Raw genomic sequence first — 3,466 nt, forward strand, 5'->3', positions numbered from 1 at the left:
CCTGGGCAGTCAACGTGTGCGTAGTGACGCTTCTCTGTCTGGTACTCGATGTGAGCGATAGAGATTGTGATACCGCGCTGGCGCTCTTCAGGAGCCTTATCGATCTGATCGAAAGGTGTGAATGGGTTTACATCTGGGTACTTGTCGTGCAATACCTTTGAAATAGCCGCTGTAAGTGTTGTCTTTCCATGGTCAATGTGACCGATGGTTCCGATGTTTACGTGTGGCTTGTTACGCTCAAACTTGGCTTTTGCCATTTTCGTATCCTCTTTCGTTTCTAGTGCTTAGTTATTAGGGGTTGTGCTTTTCTACTTATTAGGGAGTAAAGGATTATTCGCCGCGAACCTTCGCAACGATCTCCTTCATTACATTGCCGGGAACTTCAGCATATGAATCGAATTCCATGCTGTAGCTCGCGCGACCTTGTGTTCTAGAGCGAAGATCTCCGACATAACCGAACATCTCCGACAATGGAACTAGCGCCCTAACAACGCGGGCACCTGACCGCTCGTCCATGGCCTGAATCTGACCACGACGACTATTGAGATCGCCGATGACATCACCCATGAAGTCTTCAGGGGTAACAACTTCGACCTTCATTACTGGCTCGAGAATTGCAGGATCAGCAAGCTTTGCTGCTTCCTTAAATGCTGCAATACCAGCCACCTTGAATGCGAGTTCAGATGAGTCAACATCGTGATACGCGCCGTCAAGAAGAGTTACTCGTACATCTGTAAGTGGGTAGCCAGCAAGTGGGCCTGAGGTCATTGCTTCGCGGCATCCTGCATCTACTGAAGGGATGTACTCCTTTGGAACACGACCACCGGTGATCTTGTTGACGAATTCATATCCGCCTTCGATTTCACCTGTTGGAAGAGGCTCGACAGCAATCTGGATCTTTGCGAACTGACCAGAACCACCTGTCTGCTTCTTGTGTGTGTAGTCGTGACGTGCAACTGGCTTACGAAGTGTTTCGCGGTATGCAACCTGTGGCTTACCAACGTTAGCTTCAACCTTGAACTCGCGACGCATACGGTCTACGAGAATTTCGAGGTGGAGCTCACCCATACCAGCAATGATTGTCTGGCCTGTCTCTTCATCTGTCTCAACATGGAATGTTGGATCTTCTTCTGAGAGACGCTGAATAGCGACGCCAAGTTTTTCCTGGTCGCCCTTAGTCTTTGGCTCGATAGCAACAGAGATAACTGGTGCTGGGAAGTCCATTGACTCGAGGACTACTGGCTTAGCTGGATCACAGAGAGTCTCACCTGTTGTTGTGTCCTTAAGACCCATAACAGCAACGATCATTCCTGCACCAACATTGTCACGCTCTTCGCGCTTGTTAGCGTGCATCTGGTAAATCTTTCCGATGCGCTCCTTGCGGTTCTTAGCAGAGTTCAAGATTGTTGAACCTGTCTCAAGAACGCCAGAGTAAACACGGATAAATGTGAGCTTTCCAAGGTGTGGATCAGTCATGATCTTGAATGCGAGAGCTGAGAATGGCTCTGAGTTATCAGGCTTACGTGTTACCTCAACCTCTGAGTCGTGCATATCTGTACCGACGATTGCATCAACATCGAGTGGTGATGGAAGGTAGCGAGTAACTGCATCGAGCATTGGCTGAACGCCCTTGTTCTTAAATGCAGAACCTGTAAGAACTGGTGAAAGCTTTGCAGCGATTGTTGCGCGGCGGATACCAGCAATAATTTCAGCAGTTGAAAGTTCAGCGCCCTCAAGGAACTTCTCCATGATTGCATCGTCGTTCTCTGCAAGAGTTTCTAGCATCTGTGCGCGAGCAGCAGTAGCGGCATCAACCATATCCGCAGGAATTTCTTCAACTACGTAGTCTTCGCCCTTCTTTGTTTCGCCACGCCATACGAGCGCCTTCATTTCGATGAGGTCAACTACACCGATGAAATCTGATTCGAGTCCGATAGGAAGCTGAAGTACGAGAGCAACTGCATTGAGTCGATCCTTGATCATGCCAACACACTTGTCGAATGAAGCACCTGTACGGTCGAGCTTGTTAACGAAACAGATACGTGGAACTGAGTAACGATCTGCTTGGCGCCATACTGTTTCAGATTGTGGCTCTACACCTGCAACACCGTCGAATACTGCAACAGCACCGTCGAGAACACGGAGTGAACGCTCTACCTCGACTGTGAAGTCAACGTGACCTGGTGTATCGATGATGTTGATGAGGTGGTTCTTCCATGAACATGTTGTTGCAGCTGAAGTGATCGTGATACCACGCTCTTGCTCCTGCTCCATCCAGTCCATCGTTGCTGCACCTTCGTGCACTTCACCGATCTTGTATGAGATACCTGTGTAGAAGAGGATGCGCTCAGTTGTAGTTGTTTTACCCGCATCGATGTGCGCCATGATTCCGATATTGCGAACCGTAGCTAGATCGATCTTCTCTACTGCTGCCACTTATATTCCTCTTCTCGTTTACTTAAATACTTTGTTGTTAGCTCTGTTATTAGCTAGCGATTACCAGCGATAGTGTGCGAAAGCCTTGTTAGCTTCAGCCATCTTGTGTGTATCTTCGCGGCGCTTTACAGCAGCACCTAGACCGTTAGCTGCATCAAGAAGCTCGTTCTGAAGACGCTCTGACATTGACTTCTCGCGACGAAGACGTGAGTAATCCACCAACCAGCGAAGCGCGAGAGTTGTTGCACGACCTGACTTAACTTCGATTGGGACCTGGTAGGTAGCACCACCGACGCGACGTGACTTAACTTCAATCGCTGGGCGAATGTTGTCGAGTGCGCGCTTCAATGTGATTACAGGATCAACGTCTGTCTTTGCACGTGTTCCTTCAAGAGCTGTGTAGACGATGCCTTCAGCTGTTGAACGCTTACCGTGAAGAAGAATCTTGTTAATGAGAGCTGTTACAACTGGTGAGTTGTAAACAGGATCAGCAACAACAGGTGACTTCGGAGCAGGACCTTTACGTGGCATTAGCTAGCCTTCTTTTCTCTCTTAGCGCCGTAGCGTGAACGTGATTGCTTGCGGTTCTTTACACCCTGTGTATCGAGTGATCCGCGAATAATCTTGTAACGAACACCTGGTAGATCCTTTACGCGACCACCGCGTACAAGAACGATTGAGTGCTCTTGAAGGTTGTGACCTTCACCTGGAATGTATGCAGTTACTTCCATGCCACTAGTAAGACGAACACGTGCAACTTTACGAAGCGCAGAGTTAGGCTTCTTAGGTGTTGTTGTGTACACACGTGTGCAAACACCACGACGCTGAGGTGATCCCTTAAGCGCAGGTGTTGATGTCTTCGTAGTCTTTTCTGCACGACCACGACGCACTAGCTGCTGAATTGTTGGCACTACATTCTCCTTTTATGTAATGTGAAAAAACATCTTGCGATTTTTCACATCTAACTTTCCGGCCTTTTTCACGCTCAACCTCCGACCCACGCGGTCGGGTGTGTTGCATGCAGAAAGCG

General features: G+C 48.7%; 4 protein-coding genes. All 4 read right to left on the reverse strand.

Going from position 1 to position 3,466, the window contains the following annotated elements; translation table 11 throughout:
* On the reverse strand, positions 1–257 hold a 257-nt coding region (locus ACKOVI_RS02440), incomplete at its 3' end, for a GTP-binding protein (protein WP_509602427.1).
* Between the two features lie 73 nt (positions 258–330).
* On the reverse strand, positions 331–2,436 hold the full coding sequence (gene fusA, locus ACKOVI_RS02445; protein WP_509602428.1) for an elongation factor G: 2,106 nt from the start codon (positions 2,434–2,436) through the stop codon (positions 331–333).
* A 60-nt stretch (positions 2,437–2,496) separates the two neighbouring features.
* Positions 2,497–2,967, reverse strand: a complete 471-nt coding sequence (gene rpsG / locus ACKOVI_RS02450) for a 30S ribosomal protein S7 (RefSeq protein WP_509602429.1) — start codon at positions 2,965–2,967, stop codon at positions 2,497–2,499.
* Positions 2,967–3,347 (reverse strand): 30S ribosomal protein S12, encoded by a 381-nt coding sequence (gene rpsL / locus ACKOVI_RS02455; protein WP_017955304.1) that lies wholly within the window; start codon positions 3,345–3,347, stop codon positions 2,967–2,969. The genes rpsG and rpsL overlap by 1 nt, the downstream gene beginning before the upstream one ends.
* Between the last annotated feature and the right edge of the window lie 119 nt (positions 3,348–3,466).

The organism is Candidatus Planktophila sp. (assembly GCF_046070465.1).
GTDB lineage: Bacteria > Actinomycetota > Actinomycetes > Nanopelagicales > Nanopelagicaceae > Planktophila.

Bases quoted from the DNA above. Each gene is read 5' to 3' on its own strand.
- rpsG (WP_509602429.1), bottom strand. From the start codon at position 2,967: ATGCCACGTAAAGGTCCTGCTCCGAAGTCACCTGTTGTTGCTGATCCT.